This is a genomic window from Tepidimonas ignava (assembly GCF_004342625.1).
Lineage (GTDB): Bacteria > Pseudomonadota > Gammaproteobacteria > Burkholderiales > Burkholderiaceae_C > Tepidimonas > Tepidimonas ignava.
Genome location: NZ_SMAH01000012.1, coordinates 34,181 through 53,080 on the forward strand (window position 1 = coordinate 34,181; position 18,900 = coordinate 53,080).

Here is an 18,900-nt window from a genome sequence, read left to right on the forward strand (position 1 = left end):
CGGGTTCAAACGCGGGTGGTGTCGTAGTAGCGCTGGACGTGGGCGCTCAACTGGTAGCCGCCCCCACGGCGCGGAGGCGGTGCGGGTTGGGCGGCGGCGTCGGCCGCCGGCATCGGCGCACGCGGCAACACCGTGGCGGCTGCAGCCGCGGCGCCGACCGCGCCAGCGGCGGCAAACCAGCGCCGCCGGCCGGGTTGTGCGGGGGTCGATTCGTGCTTCATACGCGTTTCCTCGGAGGACTGGCAGACGGTGTGGCTCGAACGTTGGTAACCATTACGTTACCGCCAGGCCCAAGCGTTGACCAGCCCCCCGCGCGACGCACCATCGCCACGCGTCCGCGCCCGGCGTTCGCAGGCGCGTACCACCCCCTCACGCAAGCAAAGCATGTACCATCGCCGCATGCTGATGCGATGATGGGTGCTGCGGCGCAACACCGAACGCGACACCCCGCCGTGCGCCAGCATGCCGCCGCCTGCCCCACGCCCAGGCGGCACCTTGTCGCGCGGCATGCGACAAGTTGTCGCGGACGCCACGGGTACCTGCCGTGTCGCCAACGCGACAATGCCCCACCAAATCACTTGGTTTTTTACAATGATGGGGCCATGGTTCACGAGGCCATTCCCCCCACGCAGGAGGCCGGCTCCGCCTCCGGTCTGGTCGAGGGCCGCTGGCCCGAAGGCGCGATCCTGGTCGTTGACGACGAGCCGGGCATGCGCAACTTTTTGGTCAAAACGCTGGCGCCGCGCTGCCGCTTCGTGGCCGCCGCGGCCAGCGCCGAGGAAGGCGAGCAGTGGATGCGCGCGCAGCGCTTCGACCTGGTCATCCTGGACATTGCCTTGCCAGGGGTCAGCGGGGTGCAGTGGCTGCACACGCTGCGCGAACAGGGCTATGGGGGCGAAGTGATTTTGATCACGGCGTTTGCGTCGCTGGACACGGCCATCGAAGCGCTGCGCGCCGGCGCGTCGGACTTCATCCTCAAGCCCTTTCGGGTGCCGCAAATCCTCAACGCCGTGCGGCAGTGCCACGAGCGCGCGCGGCTGCGCCGCGAAAACTACGTGCTGCGCCGCCACGCGCGCCCGTCGCGCGCCGAGGGCACACCGCTGATTGGGGTGGCGGCCGCCACCGAGCGGCTGCGCGCCGCGATCGCCCGCGTCGCGCCCACCCCCAGCACGGTGCTGCTGCAAGGTGAGTCGGGCACCGGCAAGGAGCTGGTGGCGCGCGCGCTGCACGCCGCCAGCCCGCGCGCGGCGGGGCCGTTTGTGGCCGTGCAATGCGGCACGCTGGCGCCGGAGTTGTTGGCGCGCGAGCTGTTTGGTCACGCGCGCGGACCGCACGGGGCGCACGACGGCTTGTTCGTGTACGCCCAGGGTGGCACGTTGTTTTTGGACGAGGTGGCCGACCTGCCCCCGGCCGTGCAAGCCAGCCTGCTGCGGGTGTTGGAAGAGCTGTACATCCGCCCGGTGGGCAGTCAACAAACGGTGCCGGTGGACGTGCGGGTGATCGCCGCCACCAACCGGCCGCTGGCCGACGAGGTGGCCGCCGGGCGCTTTCGGGAGGATTTGTACTTTCGGCTGCGGGTGGTGGACATTGAGCTGCCACCGTTGCGCCAGCGGCGCGAGGACATCCCGGCGCTGGTGGAGCATTTCGTGGCCACGCTGGCCCCAGCGCTGGGCGTGGCGCCGCTGCAGGTCGACGCCGACGCGATGGCGCTGCTGCAGCAGTACCACTGGCCGGGCAACGTGCGCGAGCTGCGCAATTGGGTCGAGCGCAGCTTGATCCTGGGCGAGGTCAACGTGTCGGCGCTGTACCCACCGCTGCGCGAGCGCCCCACCAGCCCACCGGGACAACCGCTGGACCTCGAAACGCTGCAGCGGCGCCACATCCAAGCGGTGCTCGATGCGGTGGGCGGCGACAAAACGCGCGCCGCGCAGTTGCTGGGGGTCTCGCGGCGCACGCTGGAGCGTCGCGCCGCCGAGTGGGCCGCACAAGACGGAACAGCGCGATGAGCCTGCTGCGGCCTTGGCGGGCATGGCTGGGCCGCTCGGTGCGCGCCAAGGTGCTGGTGCTGGCCTTGGCGCCGCTGGCGCTGGCGCTGCCGTTGCTGCTGCTGGCGCTGTCGCTGTGGACCAGCTACGCCTACGACCAGCTGCTGCGCACCAAGGTGCGTGCCGACTTGGCGGTGGCGCGCGGCTACTTCGAGCAGGTGTTGCTGGAGGTGGGCAGTGGCACGCGCAGCGTGGCCGAATCGCACGCGCTGCACCTGCGCTTGCAGACAGGCAACGTCGCGCCGCGCCCGCCCGCGCAGGTGCCCGCGGCGGTGCAGGATTGGCTGGAGCACGAGCGCCAACGCCTGGGGCTGGATTTTCTGGTGTTGCGCCCGCCGCACGATCCCGACAGCCCGCCCGCGCAAAGCAGCGGCAGCAGCGCGCGGCTGGTGGTGTGGGAGCCGGCGCAGGTGGCGGCCCACGCGCCGCACCTGCTGCCCCGGCTCGACATCGCGCTGGTGCCGACGCGCAACGCCGCCCCCACCACCCGTACCCATGAGCGGCGCGCCATGTTGATGCTGGCCAGCGTCGCGCTGCCCCCCGACGCCGCGTTGCGTGGCTGGGTGCTGCACGGCGGGCTGCTGCTCAACGGCAACCTGGACTTCATCGACCACATCAACCGCATCGTCTACCCGCCCGGTGCGCTGCCGTTTGGCAGCCAGGGCACCGCGACGCTGTTTTTGGACGACGTGCGCATCAGCACCAACGTACGCTTGTTTGAGCAGCAGCGTGCCATCGGCACACGGGTGTCGCAGGCGGTGCGCGACGCGGTGCTGGGCCAGGGACGCACGTGGCTGGACCGCGCCTTCGTCGTCAACGACTGGTACGTGAGCGCCTACGAACCCCTGCTGGACAGCGCCGGGCAGCGCATTGGGATGCTGTACGTGGGTTTTTTGGAAGCGCCACTGCGTTGGGTGCGGTTGGGGGTGCTGGTGGGCACCGCGGCCCTGTTGGCGCTGGTCATGGCCGGCACCGTGGCGTGGTCGCTGCGCTGGGCGCGCGCGTTGGTGCAACCGGTGGAGCGCATGCACGCGACGATGCGCCGCGTTGAAGACGGCGACGCGAACGCGCGCGTGGGCCCATTGCCCCAACACGACGAGCTGGGCGAGCTGGCCCGGCACCTGGACCGGCTGCTGGATACGGTGGCCGAACAAACCGCGCGCCTGCGCGCCTGGGGCGAGACGCTGGACCGCAAGGTCGCCGAGCGCACGCGCGAGCTGCAACAGTCCAACGCCGCGCTGCGGCAGGCGCAGCAACAGCTGGTCAAAAGCGAGCGGCTGGCCACCATCGGGCAACTGGCCGCCGGCGTGGCGCACGAGCTCAACAACCCCGTCGCGGTCATTCAGGGCAACCTGGACCTGCTGCGCGACACCCTGGGCCCGGCAGCCGCACCGGTGCAGGCCGAGCTGCGGCTGATCGACGCGCAAATCGAGCGCATTCGCCTGATCGTGACGCGGCTGCTGCAACACGCGCGCCCGACCGAGTTCGCGGGCTACGTGGAGCCGCTGGCGCTGCCAGAGGTGGTCACCGATTGCCTGGTGCTGGTCGAGCGGCTGGTGCAGCAGCACGGCATCACGCTGCAACGCCACGACCGCGCCACGGCGCCGGTGGCGTGCAACCGGCAAGAGTTGCAGCAGGTCATCATCAACCTGGTGGTCAACGCGGTGCAAGCGTCGCCCCCGGGCGGTGTGGTGGAGCTGGACAGCGGCGATTGGATCGAGGACGACCGTGTGGTGGGGGCGTGGCTGGAGGTGCGGGATCAAGGGCCGGGCTTGAGCGCCGAGGTGCGGGCACGGCTGTTCACGCCGTTTTTCACCACCAAAGCCAACGGCAACGGCCTGGGGCTGTGGGTCAGCCAAGGGCTGCTGGAGCGCTACGGCGCGCGGCTGGAAGCCGACGCACGCGCCGATGGCCGCCCGGGCGCGGTGTTCCGTGTCCGGCTGTACAGCGAGCCGCGCGAGCCGGCGCCCGGCGCGGCGTCGGGCTGACCTAACCGGCCATCTCGAACGCTTGCGCTTCGATGTCGATGAAGGCGCGCAGCCAACCCGCTACGGCGGCGTAGAACCGCGCCGCCGGGTGCTGCTGCACGGCGTCGCACAGCGCCGGCACCCAGGGGTGCAGATGGCGCGCGAAAAACGCCTGCTGGCGCGCCAGGTTGCAGATGGCCGCATCGTCGCCGGCGATCAGGTAGCGCATCACCTCGCACAGGTAGGCGATGTGGTCTTCCGATTCGGCCACGCCGTCGGCCCGCGTCAACCCCAGCTCGGTCAGTTCGGCGCGCAGCGCCGCCAGCGGCTGGTCGTGCAAAAACCCGCTCAGGTAGTGCGACGCGTACAGGTACACCTCGGGCCGGCCCACGCCGCCAAACAGGGTGTCGTACTCGTCATGCACCTGCGCGGTGGTGAGGGTGCGCGCCTGCCCCACCAGGGCTTGCCAGGCGGGCTGCAGGTACGCTTGCGCCGCGCCGGGGGGCTCGGTCACCGCCAGCCGCAGTTGGGCCAGCAGCGCCTCGGGCGGGGGGGCGTACAGCAACGCCGCCAGCAGGCCGTAGGTGTCGGCGCGGGCCAGTTCTTCGTCGAAGTCGGCCCGGGTGGGCATGGGCAACGGTTGTTCGGCCATGGCGGTGCTCACAGGTCGGTGATGCGCACGTCGGCGTGGGTGTGGATGTCGATGACCCGGCAGTCGCCGCACATTTTGAGCCGCTCGGCCGCCGCCCCTTGAAACATCGGGTGCGCGGCCAGCCGCGCCAGCATCGTCTCCACCCCTTTGAGGGTGCCAAACGGTTTGCCACAGCGGATGCAGTGAAACGGCGGCTGCTCGTGCAGCACGCGCGGCTCGCGCCGCTGCGTGTGCAGCCACAAGCGCGGCTGCAGGACCACCGCCTGCTCAGGACACGTGCGCACGCACAGGCCACACTGCACGCAATTTTTTTCGATGAAGCGCAGTTGCGGCGCCGCGGGATTGTCTTGCAGCGCGCCGGCGGGGCAGGCGCCCACGCAGCTCATGCACAGCGTGCAGCGCTCGGGGTCCACCTGCACCGTGCCCAGCGCCGCGCCCTCGCTGGGCAGCGCAATCGTGTCATCGGCGGGTCGCGCTGGAGCGTGGTCGATCAGGTGCTGCAGCGCCAGCTCCAGCGTGGCGCGCTTGTCCGCCAGCACCGCGTACGTGGCCGCCACCGCCACGCCTTGGGCGGGCGGCAGCGTGCGGATGGTGGCGTCGAGCGCGGCCAGGTCACGCGCGTCGCGCGCCTGGACAAGGTGCATGTGCTGCCCGCTGTAACCTAGGCCGCTCAGCACCGCCTGGGCCTGCGCCAGTTGCGCTTGCAGCGCGTCGCGGTACTGAGGGGCTTCTTCGTCGGTGAGCAACAGCACCACCTGGCTGGCGCCGTAGGCGATGGCGCTGAGCCACAGCTCCAGCCCCGTGCTGGCCGTGTGCCACAGCGCCCACGGAATGACGCGGGCGGGCACCCCATGCAGCGCAGCGTCCAGCCGGGCCGCGCGGCCCCAGTCCTGCACCAGGCGCTGGCCGGCACCTTGGCTGTGCAGCAGCAGCACCGCGTCGCGTCCCCCGGCGGCACGGTAGGTGTCCAACAGGGTTTTGATCGCGCGGCCCTGGTAGGCCGCGTCGGGGTAGGCGAAGGTGAGCGCCCCGCTGGGGCACACCGTGCTGCAGGCCCCACAGCCCACGCACAGGTGCGGCTCGACGACGATGCGGTTGTGCTGCGCGTCGCTGCGGATGGCGCTGGCCGAGCAGACGTCCACACACGCCTGGCAGCCGACGCGCTCGTTGCGGGCGTGCGCACACAGCCGCGGCTGGTAGCGGAAAAATTTGGGCTTGTCGAACGTGCCCACCAGGTCACGCAACGCCCACAGACGCTGCAACCGCTGCTCGGCGTCCAACGTGGGCGGCAGGTGCACGTACCCCTGGGGCAACGCGTGCTGCGTGAACGCCGGCTCGGACCGCAGGTCCAGCACGGCGTCGAACGTGGCCTGCTGCACCTCGGGGCTGCGGGTGAAGTCGATGGCGCCGGGGGCCTCGCACACACGCACGCAATCACGGTGGGCGCGGCACACGTTCAAGTCCACCTGGTAGTCCAAGCCGATGGCGCCTTCGGGGCAAGCCTGCACGCACGCGTTGCAGCGCGTGCACAGGTCCAGCGCGATGGGGTTGTCGTCCACCCATTGCAGCGTGAAGTCGCCCAGCCAACCCCGCAACGCGTGCACCCGCCCGGCCAGCACGGGGTGTTGGTGCGCCTGCGGCAGCGCCCCCCCTGTGCCCAACAGGGTCACCTGCCACACGTCGCTCAAGCGGTCGGCCAGCGCCGCCGCCTGCTCCAGCGGCCCCACGATCAACAGCCGACCCTGGCTGGTGTAGCGCACGGTCGGCACCGGTTCAGGTTCGGGCAGGCGCGCGGCGGCCAGCAACGCAGCCATCTTGGGCGTGGCGCGCTGCGCGTCGCGCGACCAGCCGCCGGTCTCGCGCACGTTGACGAAGCGGATCGGCCGCACGTCCGGCGGCGGCACCCCTTCGGTGGCGGCGGCCAATTCCGTGAACAAACGCTGCTCTTGGGTGCAGGCAACGATCAACTCATCGCCGTGGCGCGCCGCGCGTTGAAAGCTCGCCGCTTCGCGCCGACACAGGGCATGGTGCAGCACCACCGGGGTGCGCAGCGCAGCCTGCAGGGCCTGCGCGTCGATCGGTTGGGTGCGGTTGCAGGTACAGGCAAGGACGGTCATGGGTGATCGGCTTGGGTGGTGGGCTCATCGCCGGCCGCGCCCCGCTCCGCGGCGGGGTCACCGGGCGGCCACGGCTGCGCCGCAGCCACCTCGGGCCGCGCCGCCTGGGGCTGCAGCGGCTGGGGTGACTGGGGCGGCTGCGCAGCGGCTGGCGCCGCGGCAGGGGCGGTTGGGGTGGCTTGCGCAGGCTCGGTGAACAGACCCATCACCTGCGCCGCCACCATGCGTTTGGCCAGCGCCAGCGGCAGCGGGTCGGGCCGGCTGTAGTCGTCGATGTAAACGTCGAGCCCATCCATCTGGTTGAAGTGCGGGTCGGCGAACAGCTTGCGCAGCGCGGCGTTGCGCACCTCCGGCGCCACCTCGGGCCGCACGAAGGGCCGGAAGTCCGACTGCGGCGTGAGCCGCTGCACGTCCTCCAGCGTCGGTGGAGGCGGCGGCGCCGGGGTTGGTGGTGTGGCCGGGGGGGCGGTGTCGAGGGGCGCGTCCAACGCTGCCCCGGGGACGGCCATCGGACGTGGCTCGGGCCCGGCGTCGGGCGCAGCCACACGGCTGGGCACCGCGGCGGGCGCGGGCGGCGCCGGATCGGCGTGGGCAGGCTCGGCACGACCCTGGCGCGCCTGCGCCTTGCGGCGCGACCACCGCGACCAAAAGCTCTCGTCCGTCGGCGTCATCCTGCGCCCCCTCCTGCAGCGCCGCGCGGCGTGCCGGTGCTGATGCGCGCGGGCTGGCCGAAGCGGTCGGTCAACGGCCGGAAGCTGGCCGGACGCGCCCGCCGCTTGGGCTCGGGCTGGTGGTGGCGCTGCGCGTAGTCGGCCAACCAGCGCACCAGCGCGACCGGGGCGGCCACCTGATCCACACGCTCCTGCGCGTCGAGCCAGCGGCCGGCGTCGTGGTAGCTCAGCGTGACGATCAGCGGTTGCGCCAACCCGTCGTCGGTCTCGGGCTCACGCCACAGCACCCAAAAACACGGCGCGGGCGCGGTCACGTTGAGCAAGTAGCCCTCGGCGTCCTGCGGGTGCAGCGCCACGTTCAACGGTGCGTAGCCCCAATGCTGGACCCCGGGGGCCGCGCCGGCTTCGGGCTCCAGCGGCACGGCGGCCCCGGTTTGCCACTCGGCCGGCCACGGGGTGCACGCGATGCCGGGCGGCGCCTGCAGCACCTGCACGTCGGCCAGGGCCCAGCGCCACGGTTGCCAGCGCGCCATGGGGCCGCTGACCGGTTCGCGCCGCATCACCACCCCCACGCGCAGCGTGGGGGGCTGGCCGTCCGCAACGTTGTGGGGATGCGCCTGCACCCCCTGCGACAATGGCTTGGTCTCCACGGGGCGCAATGTAGCGCATCGGCGCGTGGCCGGGCACCAACCTTGGCGACAGCGGGGGTTTGCCGGTTCAGTACGTCTCCAGGTGCAGCCGCCCTTCGTCGCGCAGCTGGCACGTCAGCGCCTCCCAGTCCAGCCCGGCGCCGAGCGCGATGTCGCGCAGCGCCAGCAGCACACCCTCCTCCATCGCCCGCAGGCCGCAGACGTAAAAGTAGGCGTCGGGATCACGCAGCAGCTCGGCCAACGTGGCAGCCTGGGCGCGCATGGCGTCTTGCACGTACTGGCGGGGTTGGCCCGGCACGCGGCTGAAGGCGAAGTGCACCTCGATGAAGTCGCGCGGCAGCTTTTGCAATGGGCCGAAGTACGGCAGCTCCTGCGGGGTGCGCGCACCGAAGAACAGCAGCAGCCGCCCGCCTTCAAACTTGCCGCTGGCCCGCAGACGGCGGCGCCATTCGGTCATGGCCCGCATCGGCGCGCTGCCGGTACCGGTGCAGATCATCACGATGTGGCTGCGCGGGTGGTTGGGCATCAGGAAGCTGCTGCCGAACGGCCCGATGACCTCGACTTCGTCACCCACCTTGAGGTCGCACAGGTAGTTGGAGGCCACACCGCGCACCGGGTTGCCCTGGTGGTCGGTCAACACGCGCTTGACGGTCAACGACAGGTTGTTGTGGCCGGCGCGTTCGCCGTTGCGTGGGCTGGCCACCGAGTACTGGCGCGGGTGGTGCGGCCGGCCCTGGGCGTCGGTCCCGGGCGGGATGATGCCGATCGACTGGCCCTCCAGCACCGGGAACGGCATGGCGCCAAAATCGAGCACGATGTGGTGGGTGTCGTAGTCGGAGCCGACCTCGGTGACGCGCAGGTTGCCCACGCAGGTGGCGCGCACCGACTTGCGCGCCGCGCGCGGCCCGTACAGGTTGACGTAGGGGTGGGCCGCCGACCACGGGGGCACGGTGGCGCCCAGCGTCGCGCCGCTGAGGGCGGCCGGCTCGGGTTGCAACGCCGCCGAGGCCACCGAGGGTTGCGCCGCGCGCGCCAGCACGGCCTCGGTCTGCGCCGCTGCCTCCGCCCCCAGGCTGGCCAGCTCGGCCTCGGGCAGCGGTGGGGGCAGTTCGTCCCACCCCAACTGCTCGGTCACGCTGTAGGTCCGGCCACGGGGCACGAGCCGCCAGTTGTCGATGGCACCGGTCGGGCACGGTGGCACGCAGGCCATGCAGGCGTTGCACTTGTCCGCATCGACGACGTAGTTGCGGCCGTCGTGCGTGATCGCCCCGATCGGGCACGTGGCCTCGCAGGTGTTGCAGCGAATGCAGATCTCGGGGTCGATCAGGTGCTGCTGCACGACGGTGGCGGCGGCGTCCATCGTTGGCCCTCAGTTGAACCGCACGTACTCGAAGTTCACCGGCTGGCGGTTGATGCCCATCACCGGCGGCGCGATCCAGTTGGCGAATTTGCCCGGCTCGACCACGCGCCCCATCAGGCTGGCCACGAAGGCCCGGTCCTCGTCGGTGGGCAGCCATTCGCTGACGCGCGCGTTCCATTCGGCCTCGCTGACGACGCGGCCATCGGGGCTGACCTTGACACCGGCCAGGGTGCCGATCTTGCGGTTGAACGCTTTGTGCGGCACCTGCAGCCGGAACGGGATGCCCGCCTTTTCGATCACCCGGTTCCAGCGCTCCACACCGCCCACCGAGTCGCGGATGTAGTCGTCGCGCAGCACTTCGTTGAGGGCGTTGAGCATCGGCACCTCTTTTTCGACCAGGCGGCCATCGACGACGTCCAGGATGCGGTAGGTGTCGTTTTTGAGGCGGTGGTCGTCGGTGCGCTTGCCCTCTTCGAACCGACCCTTGAGGCCCGAGGTGTAGAACGTGGCGGCGTTGCTGGACTGGTCGGCGCCAAAGAGGTCGATCGTGACGCTGAAGTGGAAGTTGAGGTAGCGCTGGATCGTGGGCAGGTCGATGACGCCGGCAGCGCGCACCTTGTCGGGCTCATCGGTCTTGAGCTGGTTCATCACCTCGCAGGTGCGCTGGATGACGCGCGACACGCCCGACTCGCCGACGAACATGTGGTGCGCCTCCTCGGTGAGCATGAAGCGGGTGGTGCGCGCCAGCGGGTCGAAGCCGGATTCGGCCAGCGCGCACAGCTGGAACTTGCCGTCACGGTCGGTGAAGTAGGTGAACATGTAAAAGCTCAGCCAGTCCGGCGTGCGCTCGTTGAACGCGCCCAGGATGCGCGGGTTGTCGCGGTCGCCGCTGCGCCGCTCCAGCAGCGCCTCGGCCTCCTCGCGACCGTCGCGCCCGAAGTATTTGTGCAGCAGGTACACCATCGCCCACAGGTGGCGCCCCTCCTCGACGTTGACCTGGAACAGGTTGCGCAGGTCGTACTGGCTGGGGCAGGTCAGGCCCAGGTGGCGTTGCTGCTCGACGCTGGCCGGCTCGGTGTCGCCTTGCGTGACGATGATGCGGCGCAGGTTGGCACGGTGCTCGCCCGGCACTTCTTGCCAAGCGTCTTCGCCCATGTGGTCGCCGAAGTGGATTTTGCGCCCGGGCTCAGGCGGGTTGAGGAAGATGCCCCAGCGGTACTCGGGCATTTTGACGTAGCCGAACTGCGCCCAGCCCTGGGGGTCGACGCTGACCGCGGTGCGCAGGTACACCTCGTAGCCGTGCGAGCCTTCGGGGCCCATGTCCTGCCACCATTGCAGGTAGTTGGGCTGCCAATGCTCCAGCGCGCGCTGCAGCGTGCGGTCTTCCGACAGGTTGACGTTGTTGGGAATCTTGTCGCTGTAGTTGATCGAGTTCATGAGGGTCTCCTGCTGACCAGGGGGCAAGGGTGGGATGGGTTGGGGGCTGAGGGGAGCAGCGGCGCTTCAGACGCGCTGCCAGTCGAACTGGGCTTTGTCGCCTTTGCCGTACACCTTGAGCGCGCCTTTGTCGCCGACGGCGTTGGGCCGCTGGAAGATCCAGTTCTGCCACGCCGACAGTCGCCCGAAGATGCGCGTGACCATCGTTTCCGGTCCGCCAAAGCGCAGGTTGGCTTCCAGACCGGTGAGTGCGTCGGGCGACATGGCGGCACGCTCCTCCAGCACCAGGCGCACCTCGTCGGCCCAGTCGATGTCGTCCAGCGCCGCGGTCACGAGCCCCAGCGCCGCGGCTTGATCACCGTCCAGGGGCTGGCCCGCCGCAGCACGCGCCGCCTGCAGGGGTTCGGCTTCGTCGTAAAAGCGGCGCTGCAGCCGGCTGCGGTCGTTGACCATCGGGTAGCGGCCGAAGTTGGCGTCGGCGTGCAGCGTCAGGTGCGGGGCACGCTGCGGCTCATCGGGCAACACCAGCATGTAGCTGCGGTCGGCGGCCAGGGCCAGCTCGGCCAGCGTGCCGGCGAAGCACGAGCCCGGCTCGATCAGTGCGATCAAGCTGCGCGACGACACATCCAGGCGCGCCAGCGTGCGCCGCAGCAAGCCCGTGGTGGCGCGCACGAACCAGTGCCCGGCGTGCGCTTGCAGGGCCTCGTCGCAGGCCAGCACCGCCGCGGCGTCGCCCTCGGTGCGCAGCACCCAGGTGCCGAGGGTCAGCTCGTTGGTGCGCAGGTGCAAGATGGCGTCGTCCAGCTCACGGCCCATGGCCAGCGGCCACCAATCGGCCCCCGCGGCCAGGATGCCGTCCAGCGCGGTGGGTAGGGCCGCGTCCGGCGCACGCACGGTCAGCGTCGCCACGCGCCGGGCGCGGTCGATGTCCACCTGCACGTGCCGGTAGCGCACGCCGTCATCGCTGAAGGTGCGCTGCAACGGCGGCAGCGCCACCCCTTGCGCGTCGGCCGGGCGGTCGCTGCCGGCGGCCAGCCGCAGCGCGCGCTCGCGCACCGTCTGCGCAAACACGGCCGGCTTGGCGATGGCGTCGACCAGCCGCCACTCGACGGCGCGCTGGCCGCGCACGCCTTCGACGCTGGTGCAAAAGACATCGGCCAGGTCGTGGCGCACGCGGCGCTTGTCGGTCAAGCGTGTCAGCCCACCGGTGCCCGGCAGCACGCCCAGCAACGGCACCTCCGGCAGGCTCACGGCGCTGGAGCGGTCGTCCACCAGCACGATGTCGTCGCAGGCCAGCGCCAGCTCGTAGCCGCCACCGGCGCACGCGCCGTTGAGCGCTGCGAGGAACTTCAGGCCCTCATGGCGGCTGGAGTCTTCCATGCCGTTGCGCGTTTCGTTGGTGAACTTGCAAAAGTTCACTTTCCAGGCGTGCGACGACAGGCCCAACATGAAGATGTTGGCGCCCGAGCAAAACACCCGGTCCTTGAGGCTGGTGAGCACCACCGTGCGCACCTGCGGGTGCTCGAAGCGGATGCGGTTGAGCGCGTCGTGCAGCTCGATGTCCACGCCCAGGTCGTAGCTGTTGAGCTTGAGCTTGTAGCCGGGGCGCAGGCCCCCTTCTTCATCGATGTCGAGCGACAGCGTGGCGATGGGCCCATCCACCTCCAGACGCAGGTGACGGTACTGGCTTGGGTGGGTTTGGTAGTCGACGATGGGGTCGGTGCGCGGGTTGGTGGTCATGGCAGGCGGCTCGCGTGGGTCGGGAGGGGGTCGCAAGATGCATCATCGTGCATCCTTGGTGTGCATGATAGTGCACATTGCCAGCCCGCGCAAGCACCACCGATCGCCTCGCCATCGGGATAAACCCTAATCCCGCGCGCCGTCACACGCGCTGCGCCTCCTTGTGCAGCAAGGCCTGCACCTCGCGCAACAGCAAGGCAAAGGTGGCCTCCAGCGGCTGTGCGCTGGTGTCGATGGTCAGGTCCGCCTTGGCGTAAAAGGCCGAGCGCCCAGCCAGGATGCGGCGCAGGTCTTCCATCGCCTCGGGGCTGGCCGCCATCGGACGCAGGTCGCCCTGTTCAGCCACGCGTCGCATGTGGTCGGCCGGGTCGGCTTTGAGCCACACCGTCGTGCAGTGCTGCAGCAGCAGGTTGAAGTTGGTCGGGTCCGACACCAGGCCGCCTGGCGTGGCGATCACCACCTCGGGGTAGATTTGGATGGCCTCCTCCAGCGCGCGGCGTTCGTAGCGACGGTACGCCGCCGCCCCGTAGAGGTTGTGGATCTCGCTGATGCTGCACCCGGCGAACTGCTCGATTTCGCGGCTGAGTTCGATGAACGGGTAGCCCAGCGCCTCGGCCAGGCGTCGGCCCAGCGTGGACTTGCCCGCCCCACGCAGGCCAATGAGGGCAATGCGCCCCTGCCGCCCCACGTTGTCCACCCCACCTTGCGCGCCCAGCAGCTCGACCAACTTGTGCCGCACCCGGCGCAGCTCGGCTTCGTCGCGGCCCTGCAGCAGCTCGCGGATCAACAACCACTCCGGCGAGCTGGTGCTGATGTCACCGAGCAGCTCGGCCAGCGGGCATTGCAGCGCACGCGCCACCTGCAGCAGCACCAGGATCGACGCGTTGCCCGCGCCGTACTCCAGATTGGCCAGGTGACGCTCCGACACATCCGCCGCCAGCGCCACGGCCTTGCGCGTCATGCCACGGCGCGCGCGCAGCAGCCGCACGCGCTCGCCCAACGCCACCAGAAAGGGCACGCGCGGCTCCCCACCGGCGGGGTCGGGCTGGGGTTCGGTCACGGTGGGCAGCGTGAGCTGCAACACCGGGTCGGGGTGCGCCTCGGGCGCAGGTGCGCGACGGCGCGCAGGATCGAAGTCGTTGGGCTTCAAGATCGTATCCAGGTCGGGAGGGCGGTCCCACCATCCGGGAAAACCCGAATGGCCTAAGCCGCCACAAACATGCAGTATCGTGCATGTCGCACCGCACGCACGATGGTGCATTTATAACCGCAACCGCCGGGCGTGAACAGCACCACGCTGCACCTGCTGTCCACGCCACCCGACCACGAGGAGACATCACCATGCCACCCGCCCTGCCCCCGGCCCCGCCGGAACGCTTCAACTTCGCCGCCCACCTGCTGACGCGCAACGCCGCGCACCCCGAGCGCCCGGCCCTGATCGACGACGTGGGCGAGCTCAGCTACGGCGCGCTGCACGAGCGGGTGCGCCGCTGCGCCCAAGCGTTGCGCGCGCTGGGGCTGCGCCGCGAAGAACGCGTGCTGCTGCTGATGCACGACAGCAGCGACTGGGTGGTGGCGTTTCTGGGCTGCCTGTACGCCGGTGTGGTGCCGGTGGCCGTCAACACGCTGCTGACCGCCGACGACTACGCCTACCAGCTGCGCCACGCGCGTGTGCAGGCCGCCCTGGTGTCCGCCGCGTTGCTGCCCACGCTGGCGCAGGCGTTGCAACAAGGCGGGCACGAGGTGCACAGCGTCGTGGTCAGCCGTGGCAGCACCGACGCCGCGCAGCCCGGCGGCGTGGCCCTGCACGCCTTCGACGCCTGGCTGGACGCCCACCCTCCTGCCAACGCCGCCGCCGACACCCACGGGGACGAGCCGGCGTTTTGGCTGTACTCGTCCGGCTCCACCGGCCGACCCAAGGGCACCGTGCACACCCACGCCAACCTGTACTGGACGGCGGAGCTGTACGGACGTGGGGTGCTTGGGCTGCAAGCCCATGACCTGGTGTTCTCGGCGGCCAAACTGTTCTTTGCGTATGGCTTGGGCAACGCGCTGAGTTTCCCGCTCAGCGTCGGCGCCAGCGTCGTGCTGATGGCCGAGCGCCCCACGCCAACCGCGGTGTTCGCCCGGTTGACGGGCAACACCCCCACCTTGGCCGGGCGGCGGCCCACCGTTTTTTACGGCGCCCCCACCGGCTACGCGGGCATGCTGGCGCACCCCGAGCTCCCCGAGCGGCACCACGTCGGCTTGCGCTTGTGCTCGTCGGCCGGCGAAGCGCTGCCGCGCGACATCGGCGAGCGCTGGGCGGCGCACTTCGGCGTCGACATCATCGACGGCATTGGCTCCACGGAGATGCTGCACATCTACTGCTCCAACCGCCCTGGTGCGGTGGCCTACGGCACCAGCGGCACGCCGGTGCCCGGCTACGAACTGGAAATCCGCGGCGAAGACGGCTTGCCCATGGCGCCCAACCCCGACGGCTCGATCGACGTCGGCGACCTGTACGTGCGCGGCCCCAGCGCGGCGCTGATGTACTGGAACGACCGCGAGCGCTCGCGTCAGACGTTTCAGGGCGCGTGGACGCGCACCGGTGACAAGTACACGCGCGACGCCCACGGCCGCTACATCTACGCCGGTCGCAACGACGATATGCTCAAAGTCAGCGGCATTTACGTGTCGCCGTTCGAGGTGGAAGCGACGCTGGTGCGCCACCCAGCCGTGCTGGAAGCCGCGGTCATCGGCATCACCGACGCCGACGGCCTGACCAAAACCAAAGCCTACGTCGTGCTGCGCCCCGGCGCCAGCGCCACCGCCGAGGAGATCCAGGCGCACTGCAAACAGCACTTGGCGCCGTTCAAATACCCGCGCGCCATCGCGTTCGTGCCGGAACTGCCCAAAACCGCCACCGGCAAGATCCAGCGCTTCCGCTTGCGCGAGTGGGAAGCGCAGCGCACGGCCGCTTGAAAGCCGCGAGGCACCGCGTCACGCCAAGTACTGAAACAGCGACAGGCGCTGCACCTGGCTGTAGGCCGATAACCCCGCTTGGTAGCCCAGCTGCAGGGTCTGAAAGCGCGAAATCGCCGCCACCATGTCCAGGTCGGTGAGTTCCGACTGCTGCTCGATGTGGTAGTCCTCGCGCGCCTTGAGCGCGGCCTGCATCGCATCGGCGCGGTTGAGCCAGTCGCCCAACTGGCCACGGGCGGACAGCACCCGATCCAGGCGGGCCTGCAGGTGCAGGTTGACCACCGCAAGCTCCTGGTTGAGGTCATGGCCGGACTCGTTTTGGAGCGCCCCAATGGCCCGGTCCAGGCTCTCCCAAATGTCGGTATCGACCGTTGGGGTCACGGTAAAGCTGTCGCCAGCAGCCGGCGTGCCTTGGATGCGCACCTTCAGGCCCTGAAACGCAACCTCGGTCGTGCCGCCAGTGGTGTTGACCGTGATCGGCGAAACGGGGCCAAACGGCGCACCGGACTTGTCGGTGCCGTTGACGGACCAATTCGCCCCATCGAACTGCAGCGTGTACGAGCCGACGTTGGGGACGCTGTCATCCAGCGTGAACACCTGCGTGGTGTTGAGGGCTGTGGCATCGACAACCTGGACATCCAACCCCACGGCGGTACCGGCGTTGGTCGGGTTGGCCGCGACAATCGCTGAGGCCGTTGCGGCCAAACGCCCGGAAAATACCGGGTAACCATCGATGACAGTGGGCAGCGTACTTTCGGTGGGGGCTGCTTGCCCGCGCAGGCCTTCCTCAAGCACCTGACGCCCGTCGGGCCCGTAGGTCGTGTTGGCAGGCGGCGTGAGCACCTCGCGAAAGGGTTTGGCCAGGCTGTTGCCAACCCCCACCCCCATGAACATTGGCCGACCCAGCGTGTCTTGCGTGTTGGCCAGCGCCAACAAGCGCTCGCGGATGCCCTGCAGCTCCTGCGCTATCGTGGCCCGGTCGCTGGCGTTGAGCGCGCCGTTGCCGCCCTGCACGATCAGCTCTTTGGCACGGTGGTACAGGTCACCGACGTCGGCCAGGGTGCTCTCGGCCAGCTCAAGGTTGCGCCGGGCGGCTTCCAGCGCGCGCTGGTCGGACTGGATGCGCTGCATGCGCGCCTGCTCGCGCTCGGCCAGGGCCGCCGCCGCCGGATCGTCGCTGACGCGGCGCACGCGCTTGCCCGATGAAAGCTGGTCCTGCGCTTCGGTCAGCTCCGCCTGGCGGCGCTGCAAGCGGCCGATGGTGCTGTCGTAGCTGTAGGCGGTGGCCACGCGGTAGATCGTCGTCATGATCAGACCCCTGACCCATCAGCGGAAGGTGCTGATGAGCGTGTCGAATATCGATTGCACCGTTTGCAGGTACTTGGCTGACGCCTGGTAGGCCTGCTGGAATTGCAGCAGGCGCGCCGCTTCCTCGTCCAGGTTGACGCCCGCCTGGTTGGCCCGGCGCTGCTCGGCGTCTTCGGCCTGCGCCTGCGAAAACGTGGCGCGCGTTTGTGCCTCGTTGACGCGCGAGGCCAGCTTGGAAAACACCGCCACGTACCCCTCCGAGAGCTTGACGCTGCCTTCGAACATCACCTGGTCGCGCAACGCCAGCATGGCTTGCGCGTTGCCGCCGTTGAACCCCACCCCAATGGCGGGCGTGTTGTCCAGCACGAAGACGTCGCCGTTGGCGGGCTGGCCACGCAGCGTGAGCTTGACTTCGACCGTGTTGCTGCCCGACGTATAGGTGAACGTCATCGGCTCGCCTGGGGTGTACGTGACCGATGCCGGCGAAAAACCGCTCAACGCAAAGGTGTTGGGTGCCGTGAACGTCAGGTTCACAGGCAAGGAGGGCATGGCCCACGCGCCCTGCGTCACCGTGGCCGTAACCGACTCGATGCTCGCGTTGCCAGCGTTGGGCGTGCCCAACGAGAGCGAAACGCGGCTGGCCGCCGCCAACTCCGCCGGGCGCGACAACGCCATTTGCAACGACGCGGCGGCGGTGGCTCCTGGCGACAACACGAACCGGTCACCCGCGCTAGCCGAGCCTGATGCGGTGATGGTCAAGCCATCGACCGACACGCCCGAGGCCAGCGCCAAAGGCGTGCCGGGGGCACTGGCCTGCCACGTCGAGCCATTCCAGTACCAGCCATCGCTGTTGCGGCGAATGTGGCCTTGGGTCGCGCTGGTCATCTCGATGGTGTAGTCCTCGGCCTTAAGCGCGGTGGCATTGCCAACCAAGGCGCTGACCGAGCCCGAGCCGGTGTTGGTCGTGGCAGGTTTGCCCGTGAGCGCGCCGTAACTGAACAGGTCTGCCCCGGCCACGCCGTTGAGGTCGAGCCCGCTGCGCTGCTGCCGGTTGAGCGTGTCAGCCAACGCCAACGCCATGCGCCCCAGCTCCGCCTGGGTTTGGATGACGTCGCGGTTAACGAAGTCCAGCACCCCCTTAAGCTTGCCACCGGGGATGAACTCGGGCGGTACGTCGTAGGTGCTGGCCCCCTGCACGAATTGCAGCTTGAGCTGGCGGTCGCCGTCCAGGTCGGCGCGGGTGGCCCGCAACTCGGCGGCCGTGCTGCCCAGCACCAGCGGCAGGCTGCCCGCCACGAACACCGACAGCGTGCCGTCGTCGGCCGGCAACGTGGTCACCTGCACCTGCTCGTTGAGCTGCGCGATGAGCCGGTCACGCTGATCCAACAGGTCATTGGGGCTGGCGCCGGTACCCTGGGCGCGGGCGATGGCCTGGTTGACGTTGGCGATCGCCTGCGCCAGCCGGTTGATTTCGTTGGTGATTTCGGTGGCCTGCAGGCGCGCGCCGGTGGCGATGTCGGTGATGCGCGCGGACGTGTCGCGGATGCGCGCGGCCAATTCGTCGAACTTGTCCAGCACCACTTGGCGCGCGGCGCTGTCGTTGGGGCTGGCGGCCACGTCGGTCCAACTGTTGAGCGCGTCGCCCAGCAGCTTGCCAAGGCTGCCCTCGCCCAGCGGAAACAGCGACTCGACCCCTTGCAGGTACTGCAGCCGTGTGGCGTCGGCGGCAGCCACGGCGCGGTTGGCGTTGGACTCGCGCGTCAAAAAGGCGTTGTAGCCCTCGCGCACGACGGCTTCGATTTGCACCCCTTTGCCAAAGTAGCCGCTGCCCAGTTGCTGCCCAGGCACCGAGTTGAGCTCGACGCGCTGGCGCGTGTAGCCGTCGGTGTTGGCGTTGGCGATGTTGTGGCCGATGACCTGCAGCACCGCCTGGTTGGTGGTCAGCGCGCGGGTGGCGATGTTGAGGGCGCTCATGGATCAACCCCTGCG

The 18,900-nt window shown here is 69.8% G+C and carries 14 protein-coding genes; 3 read left to right on the plus strand and 11 right to left on the minus strand.

Annotation, left to right across the window (positions count from 1 at the left end; all coding sequences use genetic code 11):
- Nucleotides 1-5: 5 nt before the first annotated feature.
- Nucleotides 6-221, minus strand: coding sequence for a formate dehydrogenase (locus EDC36_RS09750; protein WP_132963069.1), 216 nt, complete (start codon nucleotides 219-221; stop codon nucleotides 6-8).
- Between the two features lie 381 nt (nucleotides 222-602).
- Here EDC36_RS09750 and EDC36_RS09755 point away from each other — a divergent pair, with 381 nt between their 5' ends.
- Nucleotides 603-2,006, plus strand: a complete 1,404-nt coding sequence (locus EDC36_RS09755; protein WP_132963070.1) for a sigma-54-dependent transcriptional regulator — start codon at nucleotides 603-605, stop codon at nucleotides 2,004-2,006.
- Nucleotides 2,003-4,033 carry a sensor histidine kinase gene (locus EDC36_RS09760; RefSeq protein WP_132963071.1) on the plus strand — a complete coding sequence of 677 codons (2,031 nt, stop codon included), beginning with the start codon at nucleotides 2,003-2,005 and terminating at the stop codon, nucleotides 4,031-4,033. Before EDC36_RS09755 ends, EDC36_RS09760 begins: the two co-directional genes overlap by 4 nt.
- Nucleotide 4,034: 1 nt before the next feature.
- On the opposite strand, the gene EDC36_RS09765 is transcribed toward EDC36_RS09760, so the two are convergent.
- The 8 genes from EDC36_RS09765 to EDC36_RS09800 form a co-directional block, all read right to left on the minus strand.
- On the minus strand, nucleotides 4,035-4,664 hold the full coding sequence (locus EDC36_RS09765) for a TorD/DmsD family molecular chaperone (RefSeq protein WP_132963072.1): 630 nt from the start codon (nucleotides 4,662-4,664) through the stop codon (nucleotides 4,035-4,037).
- An 8-nt stretch (nucleotides 4,665-4,672) separates the two neighbouring features.
- Nucleotides 4,673-6,781, minus strand: a complete 2,109-nt coding sequence (locus EDC36_RS09770) for a 4Fe-4S dicluster domain-containing protein (RefSeq protein ID WP_132963073.1) — start codon at nucleotides 6,779-6,781, stop codon at nucleotides 4,673-4,675.
- Nucleotides 6,778-7,452 carry a DUF3306 domain-containing protein gene (locus EDC36_RS09775; RefSeq protein ID WP_132963074.1) on the minus strand — a complete coding sequence of 225 codons (675 nt, stop codon included), beginning with the start codon at nucleotides 7,450-7,452 and terminating at the stop codon, nucleotides 6,778-6,780. The genes EDC36_RS09770 and EDC36_RS09775 overlap by 4 nt, the downstream gene beginning before the upstream one ends.
- Nucleotides 7,449-8,102, minus strand: a complete 654-nt coding sequence (locus EDC36_RS09780) for a DUF3305 domain-containing protein (RefSeq protein ID WP_260680217.1) — start codon at nucleotides 8,100-8,102, stop codon at nucleotides 7,449-7,451. The genes EDC36_RS09775 and EDC36_RS09780 overlap by 4 nt, the downstream gene beginning before the upstream one ends.
- Nucleotides 8,103-8,169: 67 nt before the next feature.
- Nucleotides 8,170-9,462 carry a benzoyl-CoA 2,3-epoxidase subunit BoxA gene (gene boxA, locus EDC36_RS09785; protein WP_132963075.1) on the minus strand — a complete coding sequence of 431 codons (1,293 nt, stop codon included), beginning with the start codon at nucleotides 9,460-9,462 and terminating at the stop codon, nucleotides 8,170-8,172.
- A gap of 9 nt (nucleotides 9,463-9,471) precedes the next feature.
- Nucleotides 9,472-10,899, minus strand: coding sequence for a benzoyl-CoA 2,3-epoxidase subunit BoxB (gene boxB / locus EDC36_RS09790; protein ID WP_132963076.1), 1,428 nt, complete (start codon nucleotides 10,897-10,899; stop codon nucleotides 9,472-9,474).
- 66 nt (nucleotides 10,900-10,965) lie between these two features.
- Entirely contained in the window at nucleotides 10,966-12,639 is a 1,674-nt protein-coding gene (gene boxC, locus EDC36_RS09795; protein WP_132963077.1) for a 2,3-epoxybenzoyl-CoA dihydrolase, read from the minus strand.
- A gap of 142 nt (nucleotides 12,640-12,781) precedes the next feature.
- Nucleotides 12,782-13,708 carry a helix-turn-helix transcriptional regulator gene (locus EDC36_RS09800; RefSeq protein ID WP_390616592.1) on the minus strand — a complete coding sequence of 309 codons (927 nt, stop codon included), beginning with the start codon at nucleotides 13,706-13,708 and terminating at the stop codon, nucleotides 12,782-12,784.
- Nucleotides 13,709-13,980: 272 nt separating this feature from the next.
- On the opposite strand from EDC36_RS09800, the gene EDC36_RS09805 reads away from it, so the two are divergent.
- Nucleotides 13,981-15,603, plus strand: coding sequence for a benzoate-CoA ligase family protein (locus EDC36_RS09805; protein WP_132963079.1), 1,623 nt, complete (start codon nucleotides 13,981-13,983; stop codon nucleotides 15,601-15,603).
- 18 nt (nucleotides 15,604-15,621) lie between these two features.
- Here the strand turns inward: EDC36_RS09805 and flgL are convergent, their stop codons facing one another.
- Entirely contained in the window at nucleotides 15,622-16,911 is a 1,290-nt protein-coding gene (gene flgL, locus EDC36_RS09810; RefSeq protein WP_132963080.1) for a flagellar hook-associated protein FlgL, read from the minus strand.
- A gap of 18 nt (nucleotides 16,912-16,929) precedes the next feature.
- Entirely contained in the window at nucleotides 16,930-18,885 is a 1,956-nt protein-coding gene (flgK, locus tag EDC36_RS09815; protein WP_132963081.1) for a flagellar hook-associated protein FlgK, read from the minus strand.
- Nucleotides 18,886-18,900 lie beyond the last annotated feature (15 nt).